The 1057-nt window shown below is 35.0% G+C and carries 2 protein-coding genes; both read left to right on the forward strand.

Annotated features, from left to right (window positions below; translation table 11 throughout):
• Nucleotides 1–133: 133 nt before the first annotated feature.
• Nucleotides 134–427: an adenosylhomocysteinase gene (locus ACJ5GX_RS03430; RefSeq protein ID WP_495292705.1), complete on the forward strand. Its 294-nt coding sequence runs from the start codon at nucleotides 134–136 to the stop codon at nucleotides 425–427.
• 124 nt (nucleotides 428–551) lie between these two features.
• The gene (locus tag ACJ5GX_RS03435; RefSeq protein ID WP_495292706.1) at nucleotides 552–893 is read left to right on the forward strand and encodes a methylenetetrahydrofolate reductase; all 342 of its coding nucleotides are present in this window, start codon (nucleotides 552–554) and stop codon (nucleotides 891–893) included.
• Nucleotides 894–1057 lie beyond the last annotated feature (164 nt).

The raw sequence follows: 1057 nt of genomic DNA on the forward strand, positions 1-1057 counted from the left end.
TTTTTCAGCAAATAACTTTGTTTTATATAAATCTTTTATAACTGAATCTACATCATCATCATTTATATGATTACCTGGTTCTAATTTTGTATAAAACCTTATTGTTTGATCGATCCTTTTATCTGAGGGTCGTTTGGTTAACTTAGGCAATGCAACAGGTCACCCTTCTCGTGTAATGGATGGTTCTTTTGCCAACCAAGTATTAGGTCAAATGCATCTATTTGCTGAAAAATTTGCAGATCTTCCAGAAGATCAAAAAGCAGCAAAAATCCGTGTTGAATTAATTCCTAAAAAACTGGATGAAGAAGTTGCTGCTGCAATGGTTGCTGGTTTTGGTGGTGTATTGACACAATTGACTCAAGAACAAGCAGACTACTTAGGTGTGCAAGTTGAGGGTCCGTTTAAATCTGAAGCTTATAAATACTAAGTTTTCATTCTATCTACCCTACACTTTCAAAGTTTATATATTGAAAGTGGATATCCTCTCTTTAGGGAGAGGATTGGGTAAAAGTGAAAGATATTAAAAAGCATTTATAAAAAAGGATTTAATCATGAGCAAACGTATTCCCATTTCGTTTGAGTTTTTCCCAACCAAAACCGACGCAGGTGCGGAAAAACTTAAAATCGTTCATCAAGAATTGCAACAATTCAATCCAGAGTTTTTTTCGATTACTTATGGTGCTGGTGGTTCTACCCGTGAACGTACTTTAGCCGCAATTAATGATTTTAATGGTAAAGGTACACCTGTTGCTCCACATCTTTCATGTATTGGCGATGATAAGGCACGCATTGCTGAATTATTAGATATTTATAAGGCACAGGGTATTGATCGATCTATCCACCACTCAAATTTATACTCATGTGGCACAGGTGCGCATGCAGCAATTACATGAAAAATATCACCCACGCGCATAAGATTTTCAAATGGAAGTAATACTGATAATTTACATCCCTTAATCAAGTTTTAAAGTATGGCTTTGATTTTTTTGCTATGCTAATTCCCCACACAATAATGCTGAAGAAACATAAAAGAGTTATTTATGCAATTGAATCGTTC

This window comes from Wolbachia endosymbiont of Tuta absoluta, from assembly GCF_059414725.1.

Excerpts from the sequence above, each read along its gene's own strand:
- ACJ5GX_RS03435 (WP_495292706.1), top strand. The coding sequence starts at position 552 with ATGAGCAAACGTATTCCCATTTCGTTTGAGTTTTTCCCAACCAAAACC.